Source organism: Pseudomonas sp. AU11447 (assembly GCF_001672555.2).
Taxonomy (GTDB): Bacteria; Pseudomonadota; Gammaproteobacteria; order Pseudomonadales; family Pseudomonadaceae; genus Pseudomonas; species Pseudomonas nitroreducens.
Map to the genome: position 1 here is coordinate 109381 of NZ_LZDG02000066.1, position 25968 is coordinate 135348.

A 25968-nucleotide genomic window follows, 5' to 3' on the forward strand; every position below is an offset into this window, starting at 1 on the left:
TGCACCGAACGGTCCACTCTCCCGCTTGCGGGAGAGGGTTAGGGAGAGGAGCTCTTGATCCTGCAGGAGCAGGGACAGATCAGCGTCAGGCCGGCGTCAGGCACTCCGGCCCATTGCAGGTGGGGTCGTTGATGAAGTTCGCCAGCGCCTGCTCGCGCAACCGCGCCTGGGGCAACAGCAGCAACTCCTTCAAACGCGCCGTTTCAGTCTCGCTCGACAGCCACTGCGCCTGCTCGGCGACATCCAGAACCAGTGGCCGACGCATGCCGGCCGCTTCCTGGGTCAGCATCGCCACGCTGTAATAGGTGTGGCCCTCCACCGGATACGCCTCCCACACGCCTGCGAAGCAGATCAGCCCGCCGCCGGAAACCCAGTGCGGCCGCTTGCGCACGCCACGCCACTCGTAGAAGCCGTTGGCCGGCAGCAGGCAGCGGCGCAGGGCAAAGGCATCGCGGAACATCGGCTGTTCGGCGATGGTTTCGACACGGGCGTGGGCGGGAGTGCGCGACAGGTCCTTCAACCAGGCAGGCGTCAGGCCCCAGCGCGCGAGGTCGGCATGGCGCGTGCCGTTCTCCTCGCGCAGCATCAGCACGCGCGCGCCGGGCGCGAGGCTCCACTGCGGCTGCAGGTCGGCAGGGAAGCCGGCGCTGTCGGCCAGCTCGCGGTTCCAGCGGAACAGGGCGTAGCGGCTGGTCATCGGGACTCGTTGAAGGGATTCAGCAAAGCAGGACGCCCGGGCCGCCTTCGTGATCATCAGCGGGCCCCGGCAGGGGTTGCGCGGCATTGTACGCGGCGATCAGTTCGCGCGCCTGCTCGGCCATCTCATCCTCGACCCAGAGGTGCAGCAGCCCCATGCCCGGCAGCTCGCCGATGCCGCCGACCAGGTGACGCCCACCCAGGTGCGACGAAATGCCCTCGTTGGCCAGCATGCCACCCAGCAGTTCGGCTTCGATCAGGTCGGCAGGTGCGTAGATTCGCTGCATCAATCGTCCTCGCGCTGGACTTCCAGGGACCATTCCACCCCATCGGTGTGGAGCTGGAACAGGATCGGCCGGCAACACACCGGGCAATCTTCATAGTAGCTCTGGTCGCCCCCGGAGAGGTCGAGTACAGCCTCCGCCGGCTCGCCGCAATAAGGGCAGGAATAAGCCTGACTTTCGAGCATCGCTGGTTCCCCCGTGACTTCCGTTTATAATCGCGCGGTCTTTTTGGGTGCCCGCCTGACCGATGAGTCGGCGGCATACCCTTCCGGACCGTCTACTTCGCGGCCCGGCCCGTGATACCCCCAGAATTCATAGAGAGCATGATGGGCGAGTTCGAAGCCATCCGACCGTACAACGACGCCGAAGTCCCGGCTGTCCTGCAGCGCCTGCTGAGCGATGACGCCTTCCTCGGCGCGCTGGCGCGTTACCGTTTCCCGCGTCTGTCCGGTCCGTTCGGCTGGCTGCTCAGACCACTTATAGCCCATCGGCTGGCCCGCGAAGTCACCGGTATCCGCAGCGTCGTCGCGCTGCAGGACAAGTTCGAGCCCTACGTCGACCGGACCATCGAGCATGCCACCGACGGCGTCACCTATTCGGGCGTCGAGCGCCTGAAGTCCGGCCGCGCCTACCTGTTCATCGCCAACCACCGCGACATCGTGATGGACCCGGCCTTCTGCAACTACGCGATCTTCCACGCCAAGTTGCCAACGCCGCGCATCGCCATTGGCGACAACCTGCTGCAGAAGCCCTTCGTCAGCGACCTGATGCGCCTGAACAAGAGCTTCATCGTGCACCGCTCCATCAGCGGCCGGCGCGAAAAGCTGGCGGCGTACCAGAACCTCTCGGCCTACATCAATCACTCGATCTGCCAGGACGTCCAGTCGATCTGGATCGCCCAGGCCGAAGGCCGCGCCAAGGACGGTGACGACCGCACCGATTCGGCGATCCTCAAGATGTTCCACATGAGCCGCAAGGACGAGCCGTTCGCCGAGGTGATCCGCCAGCTGCACCTGATCCCGGTGTCCATCAGCTACGAATACGACCCCTGCGACGCCGCCAAGGCCCGCGAGCTTTACACCCGCGCAACCACCGGCGAGTACAGGAAGGCGCCGGGCGAGGACGACCGCAGCATCGTGCAGGGCATCACCGGCTACAAGGGACGGGTGCACATCAACTTCGGCGAGGAGATCACCGGCGATTTCGCCGACGCCAAGCAGCTCGCCGCCGAGCTGGACCGGCAGATCCTCGGCAACTACCGGCTGTTCCCGGTGCATTACCTCGCCTACGAGGCCTCCGAGCTGCGCGATGCCGCGCTGGAGGTCCCGCGCGCCGAGACCCTGTTCAAGGCCGAGGAACTAGAGCGGGCGCGCACCGAATGGGAGCGTCGCCTGGGCGAATGCCCCGTGGAGCAGCGCGGCCACCTGATCCTGCAGTACGCCAACCCGGTATTGAACCAATACCGGCTCAAGCCGCAGGCATGAAAAAAGGCGCCCTCGGGCGCCTTTTTGCTTTCGCTCGTTACTGGCTGAGCTGCGTGCTGTACCAGCTCACGGCCAGCGCCAGCGTCATGCAGGCAAAGCCGAAACGGTAGAAGAAGCGATTCATCCGCGCAGTCGGCTCGACGCTGTCCAGGGGGACCGGTGCGACTTCGCTTTCGGCAGCCAGGCGCGCCAGGGCGAGGCGTTCACGGCGACGGGTTGCCAGCAGCAGCCAGCCTCCGGCCAGGGCGAAGAACAGGGCCAGGTCGTTCACGATACGACCGGGATGGGCCTGAAAGAGACTCCAGAACGCCTGCAGCGACATCACAACCTCCGCTTCAGAACTGCACGCCATCGACTTCGAAGCAAAGCGGGGTCAGTCTGGACGAACGGGCATGGCCCGTCATGGATGAGAAACAATCGTCGCGCATTTTATCCGCTGGCCATGCTTCGCAGCCAGCGCGCAACGCTTATTTACGACGAGCGTAAGAATTATCGAGAAATGGTCTAAGACCTCTCCCGCGCATTGGCACGTTGCTGGCTTTACCGAATTCTGCCACTCGAAGTCTTTCGCCAAGGAGATTCGCCATGCTCGAAATCGTCCCCCACGAAAACGCCTACCTGATCGAACACCTGGAAGAAATCGAAGCCGTCGTCACCGAACTCTCGTTCAACGTCCAGGATGACCATTGGCTGGTCTACACCCAGGCCTGTGGCCACGAGCACCTGGACCTGCCGGAAGCCGACGAGCGCATGCGTCTGGTCGAGGTCGACCCGTACCGCCAGGCCGCCTGATCCGTCGATCGGCCGCCCACGAAAAAGCCCGGCATCTGCCGGGCTTTTTCATTGCCGCCCCGATCAGCGCTGGTTCAGCGTCTGGCCGATGGTCGGGTCCTTGAACACGCGGGTCAGCGCGTCGCTGAGCACTTCGCTCACCAGCTTGGTGTTGGTCGCCTCATTGGGCGCCATGCCGAAACGCTGGTTGGTCGAAGCGCCATAACGGCCACTGTAGCGACGGGTGCCGCTCTGCACGTCAGCGCGGAAGGTGGCGCCGATGTCCGCCTCGGTCACGTACATGCCTTCCTTGGGCGACTGGTACTTCAGCTCGGCCAGGGTCAGGGTCAGTTGCGGTGCGTTGTAGGCGTTGGCCGACGGGGTGAAGCCCAGCAGGCGCACGGCGGTTTCAGCCTGCAGCTGCAGCTTGGGAATCACGTCCTCGCTGCGCACGGTGAGCTGGCTGGTTTCCGAATACAGGCCGCCACGGGTGCCCAGCGCGGTGCTCGGGCGACCGTCGACGACTTTCACCACTACCGGCTGGCCCTGGCCAACGGCGGCGACCGGCCCCTTGAACTCGGGCGTCGGGTTGAGTTGTTGCGGGCTGAGGGCGCAGCCGGTCAAGGTCAGGCTGGCGGCAGCGATAAAGCCGAGCAACAGGCGAGGCAGCATGCTCATCTCTCCATGGGGTAAGCGATGGCCGGCAGTATACCGGCGGGCAGCGCAGTCAGATAGCGCTTGGCCATTGGACGCGGAAGCCGTTCTCAGGGTTCCCTCGCCACGCGTCGTTAGACCGCCTTGACCCAGCTGCAGGCAAGACGCACCGGGACGGGGCACAAATGGCAAATCAAGGGGAGCACACTAGGAAAAAAGTCTAAGGTGCAGAGCTTTTTTTTGTGTTTCGCCGTTATAATCGCCCCCCGATTATAAGGACGCCTCCTGGTCGGGCCCCGCACGATGCCGACACACCGTGTCTAGCCTCTGCCACCCCTCAAAGAGAGTCGCCATTCGCCTCGGTCACTGGCCGTCGCGCTTTGTACGTTCGTTGCGCAGAACTTGGCAAGGATGCAGCCGCCCCCTCCGCACGGAGACCGGACCGGCCCGCGACGACGATCCCCTTTGAGCTTCACGCCTCCAAAAGAGCGTGATCGAAGGTTTTTCACTACTTCACGAGAGTGTGGCGAGCAATGAAGAGTTTTGCGTTGGTAGCACCATTGACGTCTGACCCCGCAGCACTGAATCGCTTTTTCGGCACCGGAAGCCGCGCATAAGCGCCGCACCCGGATGCACTTGCGGATGAACTCGTCCGCCGTGGACTGCCGAGAAGGTGCGCATTTCCCCTCCTCCGATCCCGGCCCGAGACATTCGCGATAGGTCCATTGACCTGAGAAGAATTCGGACATTTGTTTTGCGCACTGGACGCGAAACCTCTGTCACAACTGGCTGCTGATAGTTTTGGAGACGCGTTAATGGCGCAGAACGAAATCGAATCGATGGACGTGCTGCTGGTAGGCGCCGGCATCATGAGCGCAACCCTGGCTGTCCTGCTCAAGGAAGTCGATCCGGGCGTCAGGCTCGAGATCGTCGAACTGCAGGAATCCGGGGCCATCGAGAGTTCCAACCCGTGGAACAACGCCGGCACCGGTCACGCCGGCCTCTGCGAGCTGAACTACACCCCGCAGGCGGCCGACGGCTCGATCGACATCAAGAAGGCGGTGAACATCAACGCCCAGTTCGAGGTGTCCAAGCAGTTCTGGGCCTACCTGACCGGGAAGGACGCCTTCGGCGCGCCGCGCAACTTCATCAACCCCGTTCCGCACATGAGTTTCGTGCGTGGCAAGGACATTCCCTTCCTGAAGAAGCGCCACGAGATGCTCAGCCAGCATCACGCCTTCTCCTCGATGGAATACACCGAGGACCGCGCGAAGATTGCCGAGTGGGCCCCGCTGACCATTCCCGGCCGCCCGGCCGACGAGCAGGTCGCCATGACCCGCGTGGAAAGCGGCACCGACGTGAACTTCGGCGCCCTGACCAACCAGTTGCTGGGCTACCTCTCCAGCCGCGAAGGCAGCGAAGTCCGCTACTTCCAGAAAGTAGTCGGCCTTGAGCGCAGCGGCGACGGCTGGCTGGTGGACATCAAGAACACCCAGTCCGGCGATGCCCGCAAGGTCAGGGCGAAGTTCGTCTTCCTCGGCGCCGGCGGTGGCGCACTGCCGCTGCTGCAGATGTCCGGCATCCCGGAAAGCAAAGGCTTCGGCGGCTTCCCCGTGAGCGGCCAGTGGCTGCGCTGCGACAACCCGGAAGTGGTCAAGCATCACCAGGCCAAGGTCTACAGCCAGGCCGAAGTGGGCGCCCCGCCGATGTCCGTGCCGCACCTGGACACCCGCGTGGTCGAGGGCAAGACCTCCCTGTTGTTCGGCCCGTACGCCGGTTTCTCCACCAAGTTCCTGCGTCATGGCTCGTTCCTCGACCTGCCGCTCTCGGTGCGCACCAGCAACCTGCTGCCGATGCTCGCCGTGGCCCGCGACAACATGGACCTCACCCGCTACCTGGTGAAGGAAGTCATGCAGTCCATGGACCAGCGCATCGAAGCCCTGCGCAAGTTCTACCCGGAGCTGAACCCGGCCGACTGGCGCCTCGAAACCGCCGGCCAGCGCGTGCAGATCATCAAGAAGGACCCGAAGAAAGGCGGCATCCTGCAGTTCGGTACCGAACTGGTGGCGGCCCAGGACGGCAGCATCGCCGCCCTGCTCGGCGCCTCCCCGGGCGCCTCGGTCACCGTGTCGATCATGCTGGGCCTGCTGGAGCGCTGCTTCCCCGATCGCTACAAATCGGCTGAGTGGACCGCGAAGCTCAAGGAGATCTTCCCGGCCCGCGAGAAGCAGCTGGAAACCGACGCCGCGGTGTACCGCGAAGTCAACCAGATGACCGCCGACCGTCTGCAGATCGTCGCTGCGTCCTGAGTGCTGCACTCGTGAAAAAGCCCGCCTCCTGGCGGGCTTTTTCATGTCGGTGACCTAGCCGTGGCAGCTGACCATCCAGCCAACGCCGAAACGATCGGTGAGCATGCCGAAGCGCTGAGCCCAGAAGGTCTTCTCCAGCGGCATCTCCACCCGCCCCTCCTCCGCCAGGGCGGCAAACGCCTGTTCCGCCGCCACCACGCTGCGCAGCGTCAGGTGCAGGGAAAAGCCATTGAAGGCGGCGTTGTGTTCGCCGCGACCGTCGGACAGCAAGACTTCGGTTTCGCCGATCTGCAGGCTGGCGTGCATCACCTTGTCCAGCCAGCCATCGGGCACCGGCGAGGGTCCCGGCGCATCTTCGAAGCGCATCAGCGCCCCGAGCTGGGCACCCACCGCGTGCTGGTAGAAGGCAATGGCCTCATCGGCGCGACCATGGAAAAACAGATAGGGCTGTACTTGCACGGCTTCGTCCTCGCCTTGTCGTTATCGTTCTGACAGGAAGTCTAGGCGGGGATTCGACGAGGTGTCCGACGTGCCTCTTCGTAGGATGGATGGAGCGCAGCGATACCCATGCTGTCCGTGGCATTGGATCGATGGGTATCGCTGCGCTCCACGCCATCCTACAAGGAGTTTTTCCTGCTCGATTCGCGAACAAAAAAGCCCGCACAAGGCGGGCTTTTCAGCGCATCGATGCGATCAGCCGCGGGCGGCCTTGATCACTTCGATGTAGGGCTCGGCCTGGCGCTGGTCCTGGATCAGGGCGACGAAGTCCTTGCCCTGGGCATCCTTGGCGGACAGGTCGTAGCCAGCCTCGACGAAGAAGCCGACGAAACGCTCGAAGTCGTCGATGCGCAGGCCACGGTAGGCCTTGACCAGCTTGTGCAGGGACGCCGGGGTGTCGTCGGCCGGTTCCACGTCGAGGAACAGCTTGATCTCGGCGTCGTCGATCTCTTCGCCAATCACCTGCTTCTTGTCTTTACGCATCGCTCGCTTCTCTCTACGGCTGTCTCGGGGATCGCGGCCGGCAACGGCTGGCCGGGCACCACGGGTCGGGCAGTTTACCCCCGCGCCGGGCGCGGCTCAACGCGCACGCACGGCGCCGGTATGCAGGTCGGCCCAGATATGGCCGTTGCCGTAGGTGAGGAACTGCACGTAGACGGTACCGTTGCGCAGCAGGTCCAGCAGTTGTGGATAAGCCGCCTGCGGGTAATACAGGCTGAGCACGCGAGTCTTCTCATCGTAGGCCGGCTTCTTCAGGCTCTTGCCCTCGGCATCGAAGCTGATCACCACCTGGCTGATCTGCGCGCCCTTGTTCAGCGGCTTGCCCTTGAGGCGCAGCAGCGACGGCGTGGTGATCGGGATAGGCTGCTGGTTGGACTGGCGCTGGTTTCCCAGCACCACGCTGTATTCGGTGACCTGCAGCAGTTGTTGCTGCTCCGGCTCGCCCTGGCGCAGGCCGGCATCGTCCGGCGGCAGAAATTGGCCGTGCATCGGCGCGGCAATGGCTGCACCAGCAAAGCCGAGGGGAATGCAGAACAGCAGCGCCAGCACGGCGCCCGGCATGCGAACGGACATCATCACCTCCGCGGGACAGGGCCGGGCACTCTAGCACGCACGCCGAGCAGGACGACAGGCACGCATGGCAAGCCCGCTGATACATTGATAGCCTTCGAAGTTACCAACTCAATACATCGCCAGCCACAGATCGAAACAGCCATGCTGCACAACGTCTCCGACCTCGACCTGCGCCTACTGCGCATCTTCGCCTGCGTGGTGCGCTGCGGCGGCTTCTCTGCCGCGCAGGGCGAACTGGGCATGGGCCAGTCGACCATCAGCACGCACATCGCCAGCCTGGAGACGCGCCTGGGCTACCGCCTGTGCGAACGTGGCAAGAGCGGCTTCCGACTGACCGAGAAAGGCGAGCGAGTACTGGACTACGCGCAGAACCTGTTCGCTGCGCTGGGGGACTTCCGTGATCAGGTACAGTCACTGGCCGGGCGCCTGGTCGGCGAGTTGCACCTGGGCCTGGCCGACAATATCGCCACGCTGCCCGACGCACGCATCCACCACACCCTGGCGCGCTTCAACCGGCGCGACCAGGACGTGCGCCTGCACTTCCTCATTGAATCCTCCAGCGAACTGGAGCGCCTGGTACTCAGCGGTCGCCTGCACCTGGCCATCGCCTGCTTCAGCCGGCGCCTGCCGAACCTGCGCTATGAGCCGCTTTACCACGAGCGCGTGGCGGTGTTCTGCGGGCGCGAGCATCCGCTGTTCGACAAGGACGTGCGCGACGCCGCCGAACTGGAAACCTGCAACTGGATCCAGCACGGCTATGCGGTGGCGGACGTGCAACTGCCCGCCGACCCACAGCGCAGCACGGCATTCGCCCAGCACATGGAAGCGGTGCTGCACGCGGTGCGCGCCGGGACCCACCTGGGCTACCTGCCGACGCACTACGCCGAGCGCTGGGTCGAACAGGGCGAGATGCGCGCGTTGCTGCCGGACAGCCTGGGCTACGGCATCACCCACAGCCTGGTGGTGCGCGACGAGCCGGGGCACAACGAAGCACTCCAGGCGCTGGTCGAAGACCTGCGCCTGGAGCACGGGGTGACGCCGATCAGCGCGGCGCGGTGATGTGCTTGATGTCGAAGAATGCCGACAGGCCCCACGGTCCCAGCTCGCGTCCGATGCCGCTGCGCTTGCCGCCGCCCCAGGAAGTCTGCGGGAAGACGACTTGCGGCGAGTTCAGCCAGACGTTGCCGGCCTCCAGGTTCTCGGCGACACGCTGGGCACGCTCGAGGTCGGTGCTGCACACGGTGGCGGCCAGGGCGAAATCGCTGTCGTTGGCCTGACGCAGGGCATCGGCTTCATCGCTGAAGGTACGTACGCACAGCACCGGGCCGAAGATTTCCTCACGCCACAGGCGGCTGTCCGCCGGCACGTCGGTGTACACGGTCGGCTGGATGAACCAGCCCTCGGCCACTTCGCCACCGGTCAGGCAGGCCAGGCCTTCGTCGCGGGCCACGGCGAAGTAGTCGAGTACCTTGCGGTACTGCGCTTCGCTGGTCATCGGGCCCATGTCGGTCTCGCCCAGCAGCGAATCGCCAACGCGCAGGCCTTCCACCGCGACCTTCAGCTTCGCCAGCAGCGGTGCGGCGATGGATTCCTGCACCAGCAGGCGCGAGGTGGCGGAGCACATCTGCCCGGCGTTCCAGTAGACGCCGGCGATGATCCACTGCACGGCTTCGTCCAGGTCGCAGTCCTCGAACACCAGGATCGGCGACTTGCCGCCCAGCTCCAGGCCCACCGGCAGGGTGCGCGCGGCGGCCGCTTCCATGACCTTGCGGCCGACGACGTTGCTGCCGGTAAAGGACAGCTTGGCGATGCCCGCATGGCTGCAGAGCGCAGCGCCGGCATCGGCCAGGCCCGGCACCAGGTTCAACACGCCGGCCGGCAGGCCGATGGCGTCGGCGATCTCGCCCAGCACCAGCTCGATCAGCGGGGTGATTTCCGAGGGCTTGAGCACCACGGTGCAGCCCGCCGCCAGGGCCGGTGCGACCTTCCAGGCGCTGGTCACCAGCGGGAAGTTCCACGGTACGATCAGGCCGACCACGCCGATGGGCTCGAAGCGGGTCTGCGAGCGGTAGCCAGCGTCGGGCAGGGCCACTTCGGCGTTCTGCCGGGCATCCAGTTGCTCGGCCAGCTCGGCGTAGTAGGCGAAGGTCGCGATGGCGTCGCCGATATCGATTTCCGCTTCCAGTCGCGGCTTGCCGCTGGCCTGCATCTGCAGGGTGATCAGCGCTTCGCTGCGGGCTTCGAGCTGCTCGGCGAAAGCTCGCAGGTAACCGGCGCGCTGGGCGGCGCTGGTCAGCTTCCAGTCGGCGAAGGCGCGCTTGGCGGCAGCGACGGCGCGCTCTACGTCGGACACACCGGCGCAGGCAACTTCCGGCAGGGCCTCGCGGGTAGCGGGAGCGATCGGGCGCAGGACGGCGCCGCTGTCGGCGGCCTGCCATTGGCCATCGATATAAAGGAGACGGGACATGCGAACCTCGGGCGGTTGTCTTGTGAGGGTCGCAGGATAGGCGGGGCATTCATCGGCAAAAATGCCTGCTTAACCATGCATACATCGACACTATGCGATGTATCAATTTGCTGCAGGACCGAGGGGGACGCCCAGTCCTTGCTCGCGAACATCACGGCACCGATGGGAAGATTTGGCGCGCAGCGGTTCGCGAGCAAGCTCGCTCCTACGAAAAGCAGGCGGCTCAGGCGAAGTGGGAGCGCATCCAGGCCAGGTACTCGGCGGCGCCCGGTTCGCCTTCGCGTGGTGCCCATTGCCCGCGCTCATCCTCGCCCAGCGGCACGAACGGCCCGGCCTTGGCTTCGAACATGATGCTGTCCGGCTCCAGCGCGACGATGGCGTGGAAGGTGCCCGGCGGCAGGTCTGCGCCGACGCACTCACCGCCCGCGCGCAGTTCGCGCGTGGTCAATAGCTCACCGGAGTTGGAGAAGATCAGCAGGCCCAGCGCGCCCTTCACCACCAGCAGGCTTTCGGCCTTGTCCGGGTGGCGATGGCAATGCGGCGGGATATAGCTGTCGGGCTGCAGCGCATTGAGCAGACGGTGACAGGGCTCGGTCTGCTCATGGAAGTTGTGATTCTGCCGACGCCGGGGGCTGGCGGCGGCACGGGCCGCAACCTCGTCGAACAACGCACTGTCGAGGAAACGCGGCCCGCTCATCGTCAGAGGCCCTTGACGGCAAAGATGCCGGCGGCGTTGCGCCAGTAGCCCTTGTAGTCCATGCCGTAGCCGAAGATGTAGCGGTCGATGCAGGACAGGCCCACGTAGTCGGCCTTCAGGTCCGGGCGGGCCTTGCGGTCGTGGTCCTTGTCGATCAGCACGGCGGTGTGCACGCGCTTGGCGCCGGCGTGCTTGCAGAAGTCCATGATCGCCGAGAGGGTGTGCCCTTCGTCGAGGATGTCGTCGATGATCAGCACTTCACGGTCGATGAAGGAGATTTCCGGCTTGGCCTTCCAGAACAGCTCGCCACCGGTGGTCTCGTTGCGGTAACGGGTCGCATGCAGGTAGGAGGCTTCCAGCGGGAAATTCAGCAGCGGGAGCAGCTTGCCGGAGAAGATCAGGCCGCCGTTCATCACGCAGAACACCACCGGGTTGGTGTCGGCCAGCGAGCCGTTGATGGCCTCGGCCACACGGGCGATGGCGGCCTCTACCTCGGCGTTGGTGTACAGGCAGTCGGCTTCGGCCATGACTTGGCGGATGTGCGCGAGATCGACGGACATGGGGGTTCTCCCGTGAAAAAGTGCGCAAAGGTACCTATCGGCGTGCCACGGAGCAAGGGTCAGCGGACGAATGTCGCCGACAATCGTGGCCCAAGGTAGCTAGGATGCATTACGCTACCGCAATTTTTTTGCCAGCCCGTCCGGAGAACCCGTCCATGCCCGTACTCGAGATTCGCCATCCCCTGATCCGCCACAAGATCGGACTGATGCGCCGTCACGATATCAGTACCAAGAATTTCCGCGAGCTGGCCCAGGAAGTGGGCGCCCTGCTGACCTACGAGGCGACCAAGGACCTGCCGCTGGAGAACTACGAGATCGAAGGCTGGGCCGGCCCGGTGCTGGTCGAGAAGATCGCCGGCAAGAAGATCACCGTGGTGCCGATCCTGCGCGCCGGCATCGGCATGCTCGACGGCGTGCTCAGCCTGATTCCGGGCGCCAAGGTCAGTGCCGTCGGGGTCGCGCGCAACGAGGAAACCCTCGAAGCGCACACCTACCTGGAAAAGCTCGCGCCGGACATCGCCGAGCGCCGCTCGCTGATTATCGACCCGATGCTGGCTACCGGCGGCTCCATGGTTGCCACCATCAACCTGCTCAAGAAAGCCGGCAGCAAGGACATCCGCGCCATGGTGCTGGTGGCGGCGCCGGAAGGGATCAAGGCAGTCAACGATGCGCATCCGGACGTGCTCATCTATACCGCCTCCATCGACCAGTGCCTGAACGAGAACGGCTACATCATGCCGGGCCTGGGCGATGCCGGTGACAAGATCTTCGGCACCAAGCAGAAGGAAACCTGATTCATGGCCGATGAATTCAACGAACCTCTGTGGCGCCAGATCATCTCTGGCGCACAGATGCTCTTCGTGGCCTTCGGCGCGTTGGTGCTGATGCCGCTGATCACCGGGCTCGATCCGAACGTCGCGCTGTTCACCGCCGGCTTCGGCACCCTGATGTTCCAGATCGTCACTGGCCGCCAGGTACCGGTGTTCCTGGCGTCGAGCTTCGCCTTCATCACCCCGATCATCCTCGCCAAGGGCCAGTTCGGCCTGGCCGCGACCATGGGCGGCGTGGTGGCGGCAGGCTTCGTCTACACCTTCCTGGGCCTCGCGGTGAAGGTCAAAGGCACCGGCTTCATCGACCGCCTGCTGCCACCGGTGGTGATCGGTCCGGTGATCATTTCCATCGGCCTGGCCATGGCGCCGATCGCCGCCAACATGGCCATGGGCAAGGCGGGTGACGGCACCGAGTTGATCCCCTACAAGACCGCCATGTTCATCTCCATGCCGGCGCTGCTGACCACGCTGATCGTCGCGGTGTTCGGCAAGGGCATGCTGCGCCTGGTGCCGATCATCGCCGGCGTGCTGGTGGGCTATGGCCTATCCTTCGCCTTCGGCGTGGTCGACGTGGCGAAGATCGTCGCCGCACCCTGGCTGGAACTGCCGAAGTTCACCGCACCGGAATTCAACTGGCAGGCCATCCTGTTCATCGTTCCGGTGGCGCTGGCCCCGGCCATCGAACACATCGGCGGCGTCATCGCCGTGGGCGGCGTGACCGGCAAGAACTACCTGAAGACCCCGGGCCTGCACCGCACCCTGCTGGGCGACGGCATCGCCACCTCCGCCGCCGGCCTGTTCGGCGGCCCGCCGAACACGACCTACGCGGAAGTGACCGGCGCGGTGATGCTGACCAAGAACTACAACCCGAAGATCATGACCTGGGCGGCGGTGTTCGCCATCAGCCTGGCCTTCGTTGGCAAGTTCGGCGCCATCCTGCAGAGCATCCCGGTACCGGTAATGGGCGGCATTCTCTGCCTGCTGTTCGGCACCATCGCCTCGGTGGGCATGAACACCCTGATCCGCCACAAGGTCGACCTGTCCCAGGCGCGCAACCTGTGCATCGTCTCGGTCACCCTGGTGTTCGGCATCGGCGGTGTGCTGATCGGCACCGGCACCGGCCCGGACGACTTCGGCCTGAAGGGCATCGCTCTGTGCGCCATCGTCGCGATCCTCCTGAACCTGATCCTCCCCGGCGAGGAAGGCTGGGAGAACAAGGCGCTGGAACAAGGCGCCGACGACGGAAAATCCGCCGAGTGATTGGCACGGGCGCCGACTGATCGCGGCGCCCTTGCCCACGTAAAGTTTGGCGAACGCAGCATGCCGTTGACGGTCCATTCAGCATGACAGTTCGATTCCGACAGGAGGCTCTGGTTATCCGCTCCGCCTCGCTCCTGCCCCTCCCGCCGCCGAAGGTGCGCCCGTGAGCCGTGCCTGGTGGCTGCTGCTCGGCCTGATCGGCGCCTCGCTGATCCCGCTCGCCCTCGGCGGCCGGGAAATGCTTGATCACGTCCTCGCCTTTCCCCTCGACAAGCTGCTGATCATGTTCGGCATGATCTGCCTGTGCTGGCTGATCAACGCGCAGAAGCTCCGCGTGCTGCTCAATGGCCGTGCCGGGGAGATCGGCAAGGTGCGCTCGGTGGGCATCATCATGGCCTCGGAGTTCGCTTTCTATGCGACCCCCGGCGGCACCGGCGGCCCGCTGACGCTGATGGCATTGCTCGCGCGCCACGGTATGCGCCCGGCCCACAGCAGCGCGATCTTCGCCGTGGACCAGTTGAGCGACCTGCTGTTCTTCCTCTGCGCGCTGGCGGCGGTGCTGGTCTGGGCGCTGTCCCACAGCGTCAGCCCGAACCTGGAAACCTCGCTGATCACCAGCGGCGTGCTTCTGGGCGGAATCTTCTTCGGCGTGGTCCTGCTGGCGCGCTTCCAGCGCCGGGTCATCAAGGCCAACGGCCGGCTGTTCCAGCGTCTGGGAATGAAGCCGCGCACGCGCCTGCACTGGGCGCGCAAGGCGCTGCACTTCCGCGACACCCTGGTCAGTTGCCTGCGCCAACCCAAGCGCCGGCTGGCACTGATCTTCTTCTTCACCTGCTGCCACTGGATCCTGCGCTTCTCGGTGCTCTACATCACCCTCAAGGCGCTGGGCGTGGACCTGCACTGGGCCTGGGCCTTCCTGATCCAGCTGCTGTCGCTGGCGGCAGGCCTGGCCACGCTGCTGCCCGGTGGCGCGGGTGGTACCGAGCTGACCAGCGCCGCGTTGCTCGCCCCGCTGGTGGGCAAATCCACGGCGGCGGCGGCCATCCTGATCTGGCGCGTGGTGACCTACTACTTCTACCTGGTGATGGGCGCGCCGGTGTTCGCCCTCATGGCGGGGCGTCCGCTGCTGCGCAAGCTGATAGGGATGCGCGAACGCGCCTGAAGCTCAGCCGCTGGCGGGCTTGTCTTCCTTCTGCTCAGGCTTGAGCGAATCCCAGAGCTCGGCGGCGCCGGGAAACTCGGTGCCGTCCTCTTCACTCAGCGCGTCGGGATCGTAGCGGCTGGTGCAGCCTTCGCCCAGGGTGGGCGGTGGGGTGGCGGTGCCGGGGTTCTTCGGGTCGCTCATGGCGGCGTCTCCGTTGGGCGCAGCACTCGCCGTCGGTGGACGGCGAGTGCATGCGGAGTACCCAGTCTAGAACGAGACCGCGTGGATCAGTCGAACACCACGGTCTTGTTGTCGTGCACCAGCACGCGGTCTTCCAGGTGATAGCGCAGGCCGCGGGCCAGCACCAGCTTCTCGACGTCCTTGCCCAGGCGCACCAGGTCCTCGATGTTGTCGCGGTGGCTGATGCGCACCACGTCCTGCTCGATGATCGGGCCGGCGTCCAGCTCCTCGGTGACGTAGTGGCAGGTCGCGCCGATCAGCTTCACGCCGCGCAGCGAAGCCTGGTGGTACGGCTTGGCGCCGACGAAGGACGGCAGGAAGCTGTGGTGGATGTTGATCACCTGGTGGCGGTACTTCTGGCACAGGTCCGGCGGCAGGATCTGCATGTAGCGCGCCAGCACCACGTTATCGGCCTGGTGTTCGTCGATCAGGCGCGAGACCTGCTCGAAGGCCGGCTGCTTGTTCTTCGGGTCCACCGGGACGTGGAAGTAAGGAATGCCGTGCCACTCCACCATGCTGCGCAGGTCATCGTGGTTGGCGATCACGCAGGGAATCTCGCAGTCCAGCTCGCCGCTGTGCCAGCGGTGCAGCAGGTCGGCCAGGCAATGCGATTCGCGGCTGGCCATCAGCACGACGCGCTTCTTCACCGAGGAGTCGGTGATCCGCCACTCCATGGAGAACTCGCGGGCGATGGGGGCGAAGGCCTGGCGGAAACCGTCGATATCGAACGGCAGGGAGTCGGCACGAATCTCATGCCGCATGAAGAACCAGCCGTTGTCGTTGTCGGAATGGTGACTGGCCTCGGTGATCCAGCCGTTGTAAGTGGCCAGGAAATTACTCACCTTGGCGACGATGCCGACCCCGTCGGGGCAGGCGATCACCAGTCGGAAAGTGCGCATGGGTGTACTCCAGATACATCGCGAAGGCCGCCATTCTAGCGGCTGCCGGGGAAAAGATCAGCCATTGCCGCAGTGCGCCGACGAGAGCCAGTTCGGTGCATTGCGAGTGCGTCGATTAATTACCAGAGAATGAATTAGTTAAATAAGTCGACAATTAACGACAAAACTTTCCACAAGCATTTACTTGAACAACTTCGCTGACTATTATGTCTGCTACAAACTATCCGCCACCGCTGGACCCAGAACAAGGTACCCAACATGTCGCTGATCAACGAGTACCGCGCTACCGAAGAAGCCATCAAGGAACTTCAGGAGCGCCTGAAATCCCTGGAGCAGGACGACAAGCTGAAGAAAGAGCTTGAGTTCGAAGAGAAACTTCGCGCGCTGATGGCCAGCTATGGCAAGTCCCTGCGTGACGTCATCGCCCTGCTCGATCCGGACGCGAAGCTGAGCAAATCGCCGCGCACCGCAAAAGCCACCGTGACCAAGCGCGCTCGCAAGGTCAAGCAATACAAGAACCCGCACACCGGTGAAGTCATCGAGACCAAGGGCGGCAACCACAAGACCCTCAAGGAATGGAAAGCCAAGTGGGGCGCCGAAGCCGTTGAAGGCTGGGCCACACTGCTGGGCTGAGCCTTGCGGAGATGAAAAACGCCAGCTTCGCGCTGGCGTTTTTTATTGCCTGCCGAAAAGTGCGCGGCGCTACAGGCGATAGCGCGCGCGCAACACCTGCGCATACTTCTCCCACTCTTCCAGCACCAAACGGCCGGCCGGCGTGGCATTGACCAGCTGCTCGCTCATTGCCGCGGCAAAGTTATCCAGAGTATTCGGTGCGCCGTATTCGGCCTGACTCAGGCGCGCACGGCAGAAGTCCTGCCATTGTTGCTGTTGCGTGGCACTCAAAGTTTCCGGGAAATTGCGTGCCCGATAACGGAAGAGAAGTTCGGGAAGTCGCGCATCATCGAATGGCCATTGTTCTTTCGCCAGCCGCGCAGGATCAGCCTGACGCACCTGTTCGCACAATCTGCGATCACGGTCACCGATAAAACCGTCATACAACTGCTGCTCGGGATCTTCGCTGCCGGCGAAACTTTCCTCGGCATACAAGGGCGCCAGTTTGTCCTGCCAGATCGCTTTCGCCTGGGTCAGGGTTTGCGCAGCGGCCAGGCAGGCATCGAGATCCACACCGATGCGCTCGCGATCCTGCGGGCGCAGTACGGACAACGGCGCCACCACCGGGCAGCGGTTGATGTGCAGCAGTTTCAGTGGCACCGGCAACTCGCCTTCGGCCAACTCATCGCGGCGCGTATAGAGGCGCTTGCGCAACGTTTCCGCATCGAGCTCCAGCAACGGCGAAACATCCACGCCCAGGTCGCAGACGATCAACGCGTTGCGGTTGCGTGGATGCCACCCCAGCGGCAGCACCACGGACAGGTAGTGCCGCGCCGCGGAGAACATGCCGGAGATGTGCACCATCGGTTGCAGCACACGAACCTGATCCAGCACGCCCTGCTTGCCGCGCAGGCGATAGAGGTAGTCATAGAGTTTCGGCTGGCGGTCGCGCACCAGCCGGGCCAGGGCAATGGTGGCGCGCACATCGGACAGCGCATCGTGCGCCTGCCCATGGTCAATCCCGTTGGCCGCGGTGAGGCGTTCCAGCTTGAGGCTGACGACGCCATCCTGTTCGGGCCAGACGATGCCCTCCGGGCGCAGCGCATAGGCGGTGCGCACCATGTCGATCAGGTCCCAGCGGCTGTTGCCGCCCTGCCACTCGCGGGCGTAGGGATCGAAGAAGTTGCGGTACAGGCTGTAGCGCGTGACCTCGTCATCGAAACGCAGGGTGTTGTAGCCCGCCACGCAGGTGCCCGGCTGCGCCAGTTCGGCGTACAGGCGGGTCATGAATTCGGCTTCGCCCAGGCCGCGCTCCTCCAGGCGATCCGGGGTGATACCGGTGACCAGGCAGGCGGCCGGATGCGGGAGGATGTCATCGCTGGGCCGGCAGTAGAGGTTCAGCGATTCACCGACCTCGTTGAGGTCCTCGTCCGTGCGAATGCCGGCCACCTGCAGCGGACGGTCGCGGCGCGGGTCGATGCCGGTGGTTTCGTAGTCGTACCAGAAGATGCTGGCGTTCATCGTTTTTCCTTGCCTGCAAGCGAGTGCGTCGCAGTCTAACAGTGCTGCCGACCACACTTCCAAAACGCCTCGCTGGCACCTAGCCAGCCCTCGCCTTTATGATGGCCGTCGCAAGGACACCCCACTGGAAAGGACTTTCCTCATGCAAGACCTCGCAGCACAGAATCCCTACAGCGCTCCACTGAGCAACCTCGAACCGGGCGCAGCCCAGGGCGCCGTGCCCTCCGTCGCCGAGGCGCTGAGCCGCGGCTACAACTTCAGAATCAACGAACTGCTGGGCGAATCCTGGCGCCGCACCAAAGGCACCAAGGGCCTGATCATCGGTGGCTTCGTGGTCTTCTATGCGGCGATCTTCGCCCTGGTCAACCTGCTCAGCCTGTTCCTCACCGTGGTCGGCGTCGCCGGCATTGCCGGGATGGGCCTGCTCGGCGATAGCGAAGCCGCCGGCGGCATGGCGGTCGGTGCGCTGGTGGCCTTCTTCATCGGCTCCATCGTCCTGAGCTTCGTTGCCACCGCCGTGTGCTACCCGCTGCTGGCGGGTGTGAACATGCTCGGTATCCGCCGCGCCGCCGACCAGCCGCTGCGCTTCAACGAAGTCTTCAGCCACTTCGGCCGTACCATCCAGGTGGTCGTCTGCGTGCTGCTCAGCACCCTCCTGATCTGCGTCGGCTACTTCCTCTTCGTGCTGCCGGGCATCTACCTGAGCATCGCCTACATGCTCGCCATCCCGCTGGTGGTCGAGCGTGGCCTGTCGCCCTGGGCAGCGCTGGAAGCTTCGCGCAAGGCCATCACCCAGCACTGGTTCAAGGTCTTCGGCCTGCTGCTGGTGTTCGGCCTGCTGTTCATGCTCAGCACCCTGACCCTCGGTATCGCGCTGATCTGGGTGATGCCATGGCTGATCGTCGCCATCGGCGTGCTGTATCGCACCATCTTCGGCGTGCTGCCACCGGCCAAGTAATCAATTCGGCCTGAGCCTGCCAGCGCGGTTGCCTCGCCGCACCGCGCTGGCTAGCATCTGGCTCTCAGCCATCGACAGCGGTTTCCCTTGAGCCCAGCAGAGCTTTTATCCCAAGCGTCTTCCCACGCCCCCGTCCTGGACACCCGCTACCACGTGGAGACTCCGGAAGGCATCGATCTGCTGCTGCGTCCCGCCGGTGTCGTCCCCCGCGCCCTCGCCTACCTGATCGACCTGGGTATCCGCATCCTGCTGATGCTGGCGCTGTTCATGCTGCTGGCCTTCCTCGGCGAACTGGGCACCGGCCTTGGGCTGATCCTCACCTTCGTCATGACCTGGTGGTACATGGTGCTGTTCGAAGTGCTCAACCAGGGCCGCTCGCCCGGCAAGCAGATGATGGGCCTGCGCGTGGTACACGACGACGGCACGCCTATCGGCTGGTCCGCCTCGCTGCTGCGCAACCTGCTGCGCTTCGCCGATATCCTGCCGTTCGCCTACACGCTCGGGCTGCTCAGTTGCCTGTCCAACTCGGCCTTCAAGCGCCTGGGCGATCTCGCCGCCGGCACCCTGGTGATCTACCGCGACCCGCCGCCAAGCCGCCCGCAGGTTTCGGAGGCTGCGCCCGAGCTGGCGCCCTGGCCGCTGAAGCTGGAAGAGCAACGCGCACTGATGAGCTTTGCCGAGCGCGGCACGCAACTCTCCGCCGCCCGCCGCGAAGAACTGGCCGGCATTCTGGCGCAACCGCTGGGTATCGCCCCGGAACAGGCGGAGGCCCGCCTGAATCGCATCGCCAGCGGCCTGCTCGGTAACGGGACGGGCCACCCATGAAGCAGGCCTTCTTCGAACAACGCCACCAGGGCAGCTGGAAACGCTTCGCCAAGCGCCTGGAACAACTGGAAAGCGGCAAGCGCCAGGAACCGAGCGAGAAGCCCGAAGAGTTCGCCGCCGATTACCGGCGCATCTGCCAGCAGCTCGCCCTGGCCCAGGAGCGCGGCTACAGCAGCCACCTGATCGACCAGTTGCAGCAGCTCGCCATGCGTGGCCACCAGCAGTTCTATCGGCACCGCAGCCATCTGGGCGCGCGCATCCTCGGTTTCCTGGTCGCTGGCTTCCCGCGCCTGGTGCGCGAGGAGTGGCGCTGCATCGCCATCGCCAGCCTGCTGTTCTACGGCAGCCTGCTGCTGATGGGCGTGCTGGTCTACCACTTCCCCGACCTGGTCTACAGCGTCATGGCACCGGAGCGAGTGGCCGAGATGGAGTCGATGTACTCGCCGGATACCACGCGCCTGGGCCCCATGAGCACGCGCGACGCCGGCGATGACTGGAAAATGTTCGGCCACAACATCATGAACAACATCGGCATCGCCTTTCAGACCTTTGCCAGCGGCCTGCTGTTCTGCGTCGGCAGCCTGTTCTTCCTGCTGTTCAACGGCCTGATCATCGGCACGGTGGCCGGCCACCTGACCCAGGTCGGCTACATCGAGACGTTCTGGTCCTTCGTCATTGGCCACGGCGCCTTCGAACTGACCGCCATCACCTTCGCCGGCGGTGCCGGCCTCAAGCTCGGCTGGGCGCTGCTCGCCCCCGGCCGCCTGAGCCGCCTGGAAGCTCTGCGCCAGGCCGCCGCCCGCGCCGTGCAGTTGATCGGCGGGGTGATCCTGATGCTGCTGATCGCCGCTTTCGTCGAGGGCTACTGGTCCTCCGTCACGCATTTCTCCGCCACCGTGAAGTACATCGTCGGCGCCTGCCTGTGGCTGCTGGTGGGCAGCTACTTCCTCCTTGCCGGACGGAGGCGTCATGCGCCTGACTGACGCCAGCGTCGCCATTCGCCCGCGCAGCGCCTGGGAGGCACTGGACCTGGGCATTCTCCTGGCGCGCCGCCACGCCGGTGTGCTGATAGCCAGTTGGGCCATCGTCACCCTGCCGGTGTTCGTGCTGCTCTCCGTGCTGCTGTGGAACTACTCCAGCTGGGCAATACTGATCTTCTGGTGGCTCAAGCCCGCCTTCGAACGCCTGCCGCTGTACATCCTCTCGCGCTCGCTGTTCGGCGACACGCCGACGCTCAAGGAAGCGCTCAGGGCCTTCCCCGGCCTGCTCAAGTCACAGCTGCTGCCCAGCCTGCTCTGGCGACGGCTGAGCCCGACCCGCAGTTTCGACCTGCCGGTGCTGCAGCTCGAAGGCCTCAAGGGCCAGGCACGCAGCCAGCGCCTGGTGGTGCTCGGCCAGCGCAATGCGGGCGGGGCCACCTGGCTGACCATCGTCGGCATGCATTTCGAACTGGCGCTGTGGCTGGGCCTGACCACGCTGATGTACCTGATGCTGCCGAACCAGTGGGTGGAAGACTGGGAGTGGAAATCGCTGATCAGCGCCGCCGAAGGCGACTGGGTGTGGCTCGAGCACATCAGCAACCTGGTCTACGCCCTGCTGCTGATTGTCTGGGAACCGGTGTACGTCGCCTGCGGCTTCACCCTTTACCTCAACCGCCGCACCGAACTGGAAGCCTGGGACATCGAGCTGGTGTTCCGTCGCCTGCGCCAGCGCCTGATCGGCAGCGCCTATGCCCTGCTGCTGGTGGTGGCCGGCGCCTTCGCGCTACTGCCGGCCCATGACGCGCTGGCGGCCGGCGCGGAAGCCGGCGGCAAGGCCAGCCAGAGTTGCCCGTTGCCCGACCAGAACCCCGACGGCCCGCAGGGTGCGCGGCTGACCCAGCAGAAACTCAACAGCGAGGACTCGCGCAGCGCCGCGGAACGGATCCTCGCGGCGCCGCCCTTCAAGAACAGCGAGAAGGTCACCGGCTGGCGCCTGAGCGAAGACAAGAAAGAGGAAAAGCCGGCAGACCCCAATGACGCCAAACGCCTGAAGAGCTTCTTCGAGGCACTGGAGAACTGGAAAGCCTTCAAGTTCGCCGCGCAAGGCATCGAGGTACTGCTCTGGGGCCTGCTGTTCACCGTCATCGCCCTGGTCATCTGGCGTTATCGGCAATGGCTGCGATTGTTCGTCGGGCGTATCGGCCTGCCGCAGAAGCCGCGCCGCGAAGCCCCCAGCGTGCTGTTCGGGCTGGACCTGGCGCCGGAAACCCTGCCCAGTGACGTCGCCAGCGAGGCCGAGCGCCTGTGGGACGAGCAACCGCGCGCCGCCCTTGGCCTGCTCTATCGCGCCCTGCTCAGCCGCCTGCTGCACGATTTTCGCGTGCCGCTGCGCGAGTCCACCACCGAAGGTGAAGTCCTTGTACGCGTGGCCGACCTCAACGACCCGCCGCTGGACAATTTCGCCCGCAGCCTGACCCAGCAGTGGCAGGCGCTCGCCTACGGGCACCGCACGCCGCAGGCCGAACTCAAGCAGCAACTGTGCGGCGAATGGCGTCACCTGTTCGGTAACGAGGTGCGGGCATGAAGCGCGGCAACCTCGCCCTGCTGGCACTGCTCGTCCTGCTGGTGCTCGGCGGCATCGGCTACTACCTGTACCGCAACCTCGAGCCCTACACCGAGACCATCGAACACGGCGCCTCCCCGGAAGCCCGCGCCAACCCCTACCTGGCCGCCGAGATGTACCTGCGTGGCCGCGGCATCCGCGTCACCACCGCCCGCGGCATGGAAGTGCTGGACCAGTTGCCGAGCAAGGGTCAGACCCTGATCCTGCTGGGCACCCGCGAGAACGTCACGCCGACCCAGAACGCCCGCCTGCTGGACTGGGCCAACCGCGGCGGCCACCTCATCGTCACCGCCGAAAGCCTGTGGGACGAGGACGAAGGCAAGAGTGGCGATCTGTTGCTGGATCAACTGGGCGTCCAGCAGTTCCTCACGGCCGACCTGAAGGACAAGGAGGAGGAGAAATCCACTCAGTCCGACGAGCAGGCTGCAGCCCCATCCGAGGGCCGCGCGGACGACGATACCGGCAAGGCAGAAGTGGAACACGAGCACCCGGACCAGGCCTCCGGCGCTACCGACAAGGCCGAGGCAGAAGCCGATCCCTACCCGAACCTGACCAAGCTCTACCTGGAGAACGAGAAGGCCCCGGCCTATATCGACTTCGACACCGACTATCACCTGTTCGATTCGAAGAACCTCGCCTACGCCTGGGCCAACAGCGGCGACTCCACCCACCTGCTGCAGCTGCAGCGGGGCCAGGGCTTGATCACCGTGCTCACCGACAACTGGATCTGGCAGAACGGCGAACTCGACGCCTACGACAACGCCTGGCTGCTCTGGTACCTGGCCCAGGACAGCGCCGTTACCCTGGTCTACCGCGCCGACGGCACCAGCCTCATGACCCTGCTGATGCGCTATTTCCCGCAGGCACTGCTGGCCGCCGCCCTGTTGCTGGTACTGGTGCTCTGGCGCAATGGCCTGCGCCAGGGCCCGCTGCAGCCCAATCCGGACCGCAGCCGTCGACAACTGGAAGAACACCTGCGCGCCGGCGCCGACTTCATCCTCCGCCAGCGCGGCCAGCTCGCCCTGCTGCAAGGCCTGCAACGAGATGTGATGCGCCGGGCGCGGCAGCGCCAGCCCGGCTTCGACCGCCTGCCGGTCGCCGAACAATGGCAAGCTCTGGGCCGCATGACGCGCATGTCGGTCAGCGCCATCAGCCAGGCCATGCGCCCCTATCCGCAACAGCGCATGGCCGTCGCCGAATTCACCCGCCAGGTCGCGCACCTGCAAAGCCTCAGGAATGCCCTATGAGCGAACAGACGCCTGAACCCACCAGCACCACCGCTCCCAATGCCGCCGCCCAGCGCCAGCGCGCCAGCCAGCTGGCCCAGGCGCTGCGCCACGAACTGCAGAAGGCCCTGATCGGCCAGCAGGCCGTGATCGACGACGTGCTCACCGCCCTGCTCGCCGGCGGCCATGTGCTCATCGAAGGTGTGCCCGGCCTGGGCAAGACGCTGCTGGTGCGCGCCCTCGCCCGCTGCTTCGACGGCGGCTTCGCGCGCATCCAGTTCACCCCCGACCTGATGCCCAGCGACGTCACCGGCCACGCCGTGTACGACCTCGCCACCGAGCAGTTCAAGCTGCGCAAGGGGCCGGTGTTCACCCACCTGCTGCTGGCCGACGAAATCAACCGCGCCCCGGCCAAGACCCAGGCCGCGCTGCTGGAAGTGATGCAGGAGCGCCAGGTCACCCTCGAAGGCCGCGCCCTGCCGGTGCCGCAGCCGTTCATGGTGCTGGCCACGCAGAACCCCATCGAGCAGGAAGGCACCTACCCGCTGCCCGAAGCCGAGCTCGACCGCTTCATGCTCAAGCTGCGCATCGACTATCCGCTGGAGGCCGAGGAGCAGACGCTGGTGCGCCAGGTCACCCGCTCGGCGCGCAGCGACATGCTCGACGTGGCCCCCATGCGTGCCCTGCTCAAGGACAAGGACGTGCTGGCGCTGCAGAAGATCGCTGCCGACCTGCCCATCGATGACCAGGTGCTCGACTACGCCGTACGCATCGCCCGTACCACCCGCAACTGGCCGGGCCTGGCACTGGGCGCCGGCCCGCGTGCGTCCATCGCCCTGGTGCGTTGCGCCCGCGCTCGCGCCCTGCTGCGCAGCGGCGACTTCGTCATTCCGGACGACGTGAAAGGCAGCGCCCTGGCCGTGCTGCGCCATCGCGTGCGCCTGTCGCCGGAACTGGAGATCGAAGGCCTGTCGGTGGACCAGGTGCTGCAACAACTGCTCGACCAGGTACCGGCGCCGCGCGTATGAAGCCATCGCGCGCGCTCCTCGCGCTGCTCGGCGTCCTGCTGGCGATTGCCATCGCCCTGGGCGCGGCCGAAGCCCTGGACTCGGGATCGGCCCTGCTCGGCCGCCTCTGGTGGGGGGCGCTCTGCGCGCTGCTCCTGCTGGCGCTGGCTGATGCGCTCTGGCTGCGCCGCACGCCCTCGCCCGAGCTACGCCGCCAGCTGAGCGGCAATCTGCCGCTGGGCCGCTGGAGCGAGATACGCCTGCAATTCCATCACCGCTACGCCCAGCCGCAACGCGTCACGGTGTTCGACCACCTGCCGGCCGGCATGGAGTTCGAATACCTGCCGCAGACCGTGGAGCTGCACCCCGGCGAACAGACTGAACTGGGCTACCGCGTGCGCCCGCTGTCCCGTGGGCATTTCGTCTTCCAGCGCTGCGAGATCGAGTTGTCCAGCCCACTGCGTCTGTGGAAGGGCCGGCGCTACCTGGAACAGTGCGACGAAACCCGCGTCTACCCGGACTTCGCCCGCCTCTACGGCGCAGAGCTGATGGCCGTGGACCACTGGCTCAACCGCATCGGCGTGCGCTCCGGGCAGCGGCGTGGCCTGGGCCTGGATTTCCACCAACTGCGCGAGTTTCGCGACGGCGACACCTTGCGGCAGATCGACTGGAAGGCCACCGCCCGCAAGCGTACGCCCATTGCCCGCGAATACCAGGACGAGCGCGACCAGCAGATTCTCTTCCTGCTCGACTGCGGCCGGCGCATGCGCAGCCACGACGGCGACCTCTCGCACTTCGACCATTCGCTCAATGCCAGCCTGCTGCTGGCCTACGTCGCCCTGCGCCAGGGCGACGCCGTAGGCCTGATGACCTTCGCAGGCGATCAACCGCGCCACCTGCCGCCGGCCAAGGGCAGCGCCCAGCTCACCGCCCTGCTCAACAGCGTCTACGACCTGCGCAGCAGCCAACGCCCGGCGGACTACCCGGCGGCCGTGCAAGCCGTGCTGACGCACCAGCGCCGCCGCGCGCTGGTGGTGATAGTGACCAACCTGCGCGACGAGGACGACGAGGAACTGGTGGCCGCGGTGAAACGCCTCGGACGCCAGCACCGTGTACTCGTCGCGAGCCTGCGCGAGGAAGTGCTGGACCGCCTGCGCCAGGCGCCGGTGGAAGGTTTCGAGGAAGCCCTGGCGTACTGCGGTGCGGTGGATTACCTGAACGCCCGCGCCGGCCTGCACGAAAAGCTGGCAGCCCATGGCGTGCCGGTGCTCGACGCGCGGCCGAGCCAGCTGGGGCCGGAACTGATCAGCCGTTACCTGGGCTGGAAGAAGGCTGGCGCGCTGTAACA

General features: G+C 65.4%; 29 protein-coding genes. 15 read left to right on the top strand and 14 right to left on the bottom strand.

Annotated features, from left to right (window positions below; all coding sequences use genetic code 11):
• Window positions 1-85: 85 nt before the first annotated feature.
• Genes A6723_RS23995 through A6723_RS24005 form a run of 3 tightly spaced genes read right to left on the bottom strand, consistent with a single transcriptional unit; the run spans window position 86 to window position 1165 of the window.
• A complete protein-coding gene (locus A6723_RS23995) occupies window positions 86-697 on the bottom strand; it encodes an SOS response-associated peptidase (RefSeq protein WP_054908641.1) in 612 nt (203 codons plus the stop codon).
• A 19-nt stretch (window positions 698-716) separates the two neighbouring features.
• Window positions 717-983, bottom strand: coding sequence for a putative signal transducing protein (locus A6723_RS24000; protein ID WP_024762654.1), 267 nt, complete (start codon window positions 981-983; stop codon window positions 717-719).
• Complete coding sequence (locus tag A6723_RS24005) at window positions 983-1165, bottom strand: CPXCG motif-containing cysteine-rich protein (RefSeq protein ID WP_017519730.1); 183 nt, start codon at window positions 1163-1165, stop codon at window positions 983-985. Before A6723_RS24005 ends, A6723_RS24000 begins: the two co-directional genes overlap by 1 nt.
• 138 nt (window positions 1166-1303) lie before the next feature.
• Here A6723_RS24005 and A6723_RS24010 point away from each other — a divergent pair, with 138 nt between their 5' ends.
• Complete coding sequence (locus A6723_RS24010) at window positions 1304-2464, top strand: 1-acyl-sn-glycerol-3-phosphate acyltransferase (protein ID WP_139093043.1); 1161 nt, start codon at window positions 1304-1306, stop codon at window positions 2462-2464.
• Between the two features lie 37 nt (window positions 2465-2501).
• Here A6723_RS24010 and A6723_RS24015 read toward each other — a convergent pair whose 3' ends face one another.
• Window positions 2502-2786 carry a hypothetical protein gene (locus A6723_RS24015; RefSeq protein WP_054908639.1) on the bottom strand — a complete coding sequence of 95 codons (285 nt, stop codon included), beginning with the start codon at window positions 2784-2786 and terminating at the stop codon, window positions 2502-2504.
• 263 nt (window positions 2787-3049) lie between these two features.
• Between A6723_RS24015 and A6723_RS24020 the strand changes: the two genes are divergently transcribed.
• Complete coding sequence (locus A6723_RS24020; protein ID WP_054908638.1) at window positions 3050-3256, top strand: hypothetical protein; 207 nt, start codon at window positions 3050-3052, stop codon at window positions 3254-3256.
• A 63-nt stretch (window positions 3257-3319) separates the two neighbouring features.
• Here A6723_RS24020 and A6723_RS24025 read toward each other — a convergent pair whose 3' ends face one another.
• A complete protein-coding gene (locus A6723_RS24025) occupies window positions 3320-3907 on the bottom strand; it encodes a YajG family lipoprotein (RefSeq protein WP_054908637.1) in 588 nt (195 codons plus the stop codon).
• Between the two features lie 797 nt (window positions 3908-4704).
• Between A6723_RS24025 and mqo the strand changes: the two genes are divergently transcribed.
• Window positions 4705-6198 (top strand): malate dehydrogenase (quinone), encoded by a 1494-nt coding sequence (mqo, locus tag A6723_RS24030; protein WP_054908636.1) that lies wholly within the window; start codon window positions 4705-4707, stop codon window positions 6196-6198.
• Between the two features lie 54 nt (window positions 6199-6252).
• Here mqo and A6723_RS24035 read toward each other — a convergent pair whose 3' ends face one another.
• From A6723_RS24035 to A6723_RS24045, 3 genes are all read right to left on the bottom strand, one after another.
• On the bottom strand, window positions 6253-6657 hold the full coding sequence (locus A6723_RS24035; protein WP_054908635.1) for a VOC family protein: 405 nt from the start codon (window positions 6655-6657) through the stop codon (window positions 6253-6255).
• 234 nt (window positions 6658-6891) lie between these two features.
• Entirely contained in the window at window positions 6892-7179 is a 288-nt protein-coding gene (locus tag A6723_RS24040) for a PA4642 family protein (RefSeq protein ID WP_054908634.1), read from the bottom strand.
• A gap of 96 nt (window positions 7180-7275) precedes the next feature.
• The gene (locus A6723_RS24045) at window positions 7276-7758 is read right to left on the bottom strand and encodes a hypothetical protein (protein ID WP_371914071.1); all 483 of its coding nucleotides are present in this window, start codon (window positions 7756-7758) and stop codon (window positions 7276-7278) included.
• Window positions 7759-7911: 153 nt separating this feature from the next.
• On the opposite strand from A6723_RS24045, the gene A6723_RS24050 reads away from it, so the two are divergent.
• Window positions 7912-8829 carry a LysR family transcriptional regulator gene (locus A6723_RS24050; protein ID WP_054908632.1) on the top strand — a complete coding sequence of 306 codons (918 nt, stop codon included), beginning with the start codon at window positions 7912-7914 and terminating at the stop codon, window positions 8827-8829.
• Here A6723_RS24050 and A6723_RS24055 read toward each other — a convergent pair.
• The 3 genes from A6723_RS24055 to A6723_RS24065 all read right to left on the bottom strand — a co-directional run bounded on the left by A6723_RS24055 (window position 8813) and on the right by A6723_RS24065 (window position 11494).
• Window positions 8813-10237 (bottom strand): aldehyde dehydrogenase family protein, encoded by a 1425-nt coding sequence (locus tag A6723_RS24055; protein WP_054908631.1) that lies wholly within the window; start codon window positions 10235-10237, stop codon window positions 8813-8815. The genes A6723_RS24050 and A6723_RS24055 overlap by 17 nt on opposite strands.
• 223 nt (window positions 10238-10460) lie before the next feature.
• The gene (locus A6723_RS24060) at window positions 10461-10934 is read right to left on the bottom strand and encodes a WbuC family cupin fold metalloprotein (RefSeq protein ID WP_054908630.1); all 474 of its coding nucleotides are present in this window, start codon (window positions 10932-10934) and stop codon (window positions 10461-10463) included.
• Between the two features lie 2 nt (window positions 10935-10936).
• Window positions 10937-11494: a hypoxanthine-guanine phosphoribosyltransferase gene (locus A6723_RS24065; RefSeq protein ID WP_017519718.1), complete on the bottom strand. Its 558-nt coding sequence runs from the start codon at window positions 11492-11494 to the stop codon at window positions 10937-10939.
• 155 nt (window positions 11495-11649) lie between these two features.
• Between A6723_RS24065 and upp the strand changes: the two genes are divergently transcribed.
• From upp to A6723_RS24080, 3 genes are all read left to right on the top strand, one after another.
• Window positions 11650-12288 carry a uracil phosphoribosyltransferase gene (upp, locus tag A6723_RS24070; RefSeq protein ID WP_054908629.1) on the top strand — a complete coding sequence of 213 codons (639 nt, stop codon included), beginning with the start codon at window positions 11650-11652 and terminating at the stop codon, window positions 12286-12288.
• Between the two features lie 3 nt (window positions 12289-12291).
• Window positions 12292-13584: a uracil-xanthine permease family protein gene (locus A6723_RS24075; protein WP_054908628.1), complete on the top strand. Its 1293-nt coding sequence runs from the start codon at window positions 12292-12294 to the stop codon at window positions 13582-13584.
• A gap of 163 nt (window positions 13585-13747) precedes the next feature.
• Window positions 13748-14746 (top strand): lysylphosphatidylglycerol synthase transmembrane domain-containing protein, encoded by a 999-nt coding sequence (locus A6723_RS24080; RefSeq protein WP_024762640.1) that lies wholly within the window; start codon window positions 13748-13750, stop codon window positions 14744-14746.
• 3 nt (window positions 14747-14749) lie between these two features.
• Here the strand turns inward: A6723_RS24080 and A6723_RS24085 are convergent, their stop codons facing one another.
• Both A6723_RS24085 and purU read right to left on the bottom strand, forming a co-directional pair.
• Window positions 14750-14929 carry a hypothetical protein gene (locus A6723_RS24085; RefSeq protein WP_054908627.1) on the bottom strand — a complete coding sequence of 60 codons (180 nt, stop codon included), beginning with the start codon at window positions 14927-14929 and terminating at the stop codon, window positions 14750-14752.
• An 86-nt stretch (window positions 14930-15015) separates the two neighbouring features.
• Complete coding sequence (gene purU, locus A6723_RS24090) at window positions 15016-15867, bottom strand: formyltetrahydrofolate deformylase (RefSeq protein ID WP_017519713.1); 852 nt, start codon at window positions 15865-15867, stop codon at window positions 15016-15018.
• A 258-nt stretch (window positions 15868-16125) separates the two neighbouring features.
• Between purU and mvaT the strand changes: the two genes are divergently transcribed.
• Window positions 16126-16500 carry a histone-like nucleoid-structuring protein MvaT gene (mvaT, locus tag A6723_RS24095; protein WP_054908626.1) on the top strand — a complete coding sequence of 125 codons (375 nt, stop codon included), beginning with the start codon at window positions 16126-16128 and terminating at the stop codon, window positions 16498-16500.
• A 69-nt stretch (window positions 16501-16569) separates the two neighbouring features.
• On the opposite strand, the gene sbcB is transcribed toward mvaT, so the two are convergent.
• Window positions 16570-18000 (bottom strand): exodeoxyribonuclease I, encoded by a 1431-nt coding sequence (gene sbcB, locus A6723_RS24100; RefSeq protein ID WP_054908625.1) that lies wholly within the window; start codon window positions 17998-18000, stop codon window positions 16570-16572.
• 142 nt (window positions 18001-18142) lie between these two features.
• Between sbcB and A6723_RS24105 the strand changes: the two genes are divergently transcribed.
• The 7 genes from A6723_RS24105 to A6723_RS24135 all read left to right on the top strand — a co-directional run bounded on the left by A6723_RS24105 (window position 18143) and on the right by A6723_RS24135 (window position 25966).
• Window positions 18143-18958, top strand: a complete 816-nt coding sequence (locus A6723_RS24105) for a hypothetical protein (RefSeq protein WP_054908624.1) — start codon at window positions 18143-18145, stop codon at window positions 18956-18958.
• An 87-nt stretch (window positions 18959-19045) separates the two neighbouring features.
• Window positions 19046-19783, top strand: coding sequence for an RDD family protein (locus tag A6723_RS24110; protein ID WP_054908623.1), 738 nt, complete (start codon window positions 19046-19048; stop codon window positions 19781-19783).
• Window positions 19780-20766 carry a stage II sporulation protein M gene (locus A6723_RS24115; protein WP_054908622.1) on the top strand — a complete coding sequence of 329 codons (987 nt, stop codon included), beginning with the start codon at window positions 19780-19782 and terminating at the stop codon, window positions 20764-20766. The genes A6723_RS24110 and A6723_RS24115 overlap by 4 nt, the downstream gene beginning before the upstream one ends.
• Window positions 20753-22348, top strand: coding sequence for a DUF4129 domain-containing protein (locus A6723_RS24120; protein WP_054908621.1), 1596 nt, complete (start codon window positions 20753-20755; stop codon window positions 22346-22348). Before A6723_RS24115 ends, A6723_RS24120 begins: the two co-directional genes overlap by 14 nt.
• Entirely contained in the window at window positions 22345-23634 is a 1290-nt protein-coding gene (locus tag A6723_RS24125) for a DUF4350 domain-containing protein (RefSeq protein ID WP_054908620.1), read from the top strand. Before A6723_RS24120 ends, A6723_RS24125 begins: the two co-directional genes overlap by 4 nt.
• Window positions 23631-24641 carry a MoxR family ATPase gene (locus tag A6723_RS24130; RefSeq protein ID WP_054908619.1) on the top strand — a complete coding sequence of 337 codons (1011 nt, stop codon included), beginning with the start codon at window positions 23631-23633 and terminating at the stop codon, window positions 24639-24641. The genes A6723_RS24125 and A6723_RS24130 overlap by 4 nt, the downstream gene beginning before the upstream one ends.
• The gene (locus tag A6723_RS24135; RefSeq protein ID WP_054908618.1) at window positions 24638-25966 is read left to right on the top strand and encodes a DUF58 domain-containing protein; all 1329 of its coding nucleotides are present in this window, start codon (window positions 24638-24640) and stop codon (window positions 25964-25966) included. The genes A6723_RS24130 and A6723_RS24135 overlap by 4 nt, the downstream gene beginning before the upstream one ends.
• Window positions 25967-25968: the final 2 nt, after the last annotated feature.

Coding starts and splice junctions, on each gene's coding strand:
- A6723_RS23995 (WP_054908641.1), bottom strand. CDS start 697: ATGACCAGCCGCTACGCCCTGTTCCGCTGGAACCGCGAGCTGGCCGAC.
- A6723_RS24105 (WP_054908624.1), top strand. CDS start 18,143: ATGCAAGACCTCGCAGCACAGAATCCCTACAGCGCTCCACTGAGCAAC.
- mvaT (WP_054908626.1), top strand. CDS start 16,126: ATGTCGCTGATCAACGAGTACCGCGCTACCGAAGAAGCCATCAAGGAA.
- A6723_RS24025 (WP_054908637.1), bottom strand. CDS start 3,907: ATGCTGCCTCGCCTGTTGCTCGGCTTTATCGCTGCCGCCAGCCTGACC.
- A6723_RS24125 (WP_054908620.1), top strand. CDS start 22,345: ATGAAGCGCGGCAACCTCGCCCTGCTGGCACTGCTCGTCCTGCTGGTG.
- purU (WP_017519713.1), bottom strand. CDS start 15,867: ATGCGCACTTTCCGACTGGTGATCGCCTGCCCCGACGGGGTCGGCATC.
- A6723_RS24050 (WP_054908632.1), top strand. CDS start 7,912: ATGCTGCACAACGTCTCCGACCTCGACCTGCGCCTACTGCGCATCTTC.
- A6723_RS24000 (WP_024762654.1), bottom strand. CDS start 983: ATGCAGCGAATCTACGCACCTGCCGACCTGATCGAAGCCGAACTGCTG.
- A6723_RS24075 (WP_054908628.1), top strand. CDS start 12,292: ATGGCCGATGAATTCAACGAACCTCTGTGGCGCCAGATCATCTCTGGC.
- A6723_RS24005 (WP_017519730.1), bottom strand. CDS start 1,165: ATGCTCGAAAGTCAGGCTTATTCCTGCCCTTATTGCGGCGAGCCGGCG.
- A6723_RS24085 (WP_054908627.1), bottom strand. CDS start 14,929: ATGAGCGACCCGAAGAACCCCGGCACCGCCACCCCACCGCCCACCCTG.
- A6723_RS24115 (WP_054908622.1), top strand. CDS start 19,780: ATGAAGCAGGCCTTCTTCGAACAACGCCACCAGGGCAGCTGGAAACGC.
- A6723_RS24065 (WP_017519718.1), bottom strand. CDS start 11,494: ATGTCCGTCGATCTCGCGCACATCCGCCAAGTCATGGCCGAAGCCGAC.
- A6723_RS24130 (WP_054908619.1), top strand. CDS start 23,631: ATGAGCGAACAGACGCCTGAACCCACCAGCACCACCGCTCCCAATGCC.
- A6723_RS24060 (WP_054908630.1), bottom strand. CDS start 10,934: ATGAGCGGGCCGCGTTTCCTCGACAGTGCGTTGTTCGACGAGGTTGCG.
- A6723_RS24055 (WP_054908631.1), bottom strand. CDS start 10,237: ATGTCCCGTCTCCTTTATATCGATGGCCAATGGCAGGCCGCCGACAGC.
- A6723_RS24040 (WP_054908634.1), bottom strand. CDS start 7,179: ATGCGTAAAGACAAGAAGCAGGTGATTGGCGAAGAGATCGACGACGCC.
- A6723_RS24010 (WP_139093043.1), top strand. CDS start 1,304: ATGATGGGCGAGTTCGAAGCCATCCGACCGTACAACGACGCCGAAGTC.
- upp (WP_054908629.1), top strand. CDS start 11,650: ATGCCCGTACTCGAGATTCGCCATCCCCTGATCCGCCACAAGATCGGA.
- A6723_RS24015 (WP_054908639.1), bottom strand. CDS start 2,786: ATGTCGCTGCAGGCGTTCTGGAGTCTCTTTCAGGCCCATCCCGGTCGT.
- A6723_RS24020 (WP_054908638.1), top strand. CDS start 3,050: ATGCTCGAAATCGTCCCCCACGAAAACGCCTACCTGATCGAACACCTG.
- sbcB (WP_054908625.1), bottom strand. CDS start 18,000: ATGAACGCCAGCATCTTCTGGTACGACTACGAAACCACCGGCATCGAC.
- A6723_RS24045 (WP_371914071.1), bottom strand. CDS start 7,758: ATGCCGGGCGCCGTGCTGGCGCTGCTGTTCTGCATTCCCCTCGGCTTT.
- A6723_RS24120 (WP_054908621.1), top strand. CDS start 20,753: ATGCGCCTGACTGACGCCAGCGTCGCCATTCGCCCGCGCAGCGCCTGG.
- A6723_RS24135 (WP_054908618.1), top strand. CDS start 24,638: ATGAAGCCATCGCGCGCGCTCCTCGCGCTGCTCGGCGTCCTGCTGGCG.
- mqo (WP_054908636.1), top strand. CDS start 4,705: ATGGCGCAGAACGAAATCGAATCGATGGACGTGCTGCTGGTAGGCGCC.